Genomic DNA, 302 nt, shown 5'->3' with positions numbered 1-302 from the left:
CATCCCGGCGTTGGCGGTCTGGCTCCCGTTGACGGAGCCGATGACCGCGCTCGCGATGACGGCCGTCTGCGCGATCCCTGAGTCGACGTACTTCGCCGAGCGGACCGCCAGCCGCAGGATGAGGTCGAACGCGCCGTACGCCTTCAGCAGGCCCGCGTACAGCAGGAATAACGCGATCCACGCGGCCACCAACCGGGTGAGGAAGCCGAAGAAGCCGTCGACGCTCACCACGAGGATCCGGAGGATCCGCGAGGGGCTCAGGCCGCCGTGGCTCAGGGCGCCGGGCATCTGCGGGCCCGCCA

The 302-nt window shown here is 70.2% G+C and carries 1 protein-coding gene; it reads right to left on the bottom strand.

Going from position 1 to position 302, the window contains the following annotated elements:
- Nucleotides 1-302, bottom strand: a 302-nt coding sequence (locus tag EXE45_RS18705) for a TRAP transporter large permease subunit (protein WP_137695185.1), incomplete at both ends; no start/stop codon positions are given.

It is taken from the genome of Halorubrum sp. SP9 (assembly GCF_005435015.1).
Lineage (GTDB): Archaea > Halobacteriota > Halobacteria > Halobacteriales > Haloferacaceae > Halorubrum > Halorubrum sodomense.
The sequence above is the reverse complement of the archived record's forward strand: the minus strand, read 5'-3'. Positions and strand labels throughout refer to the sequence as shown.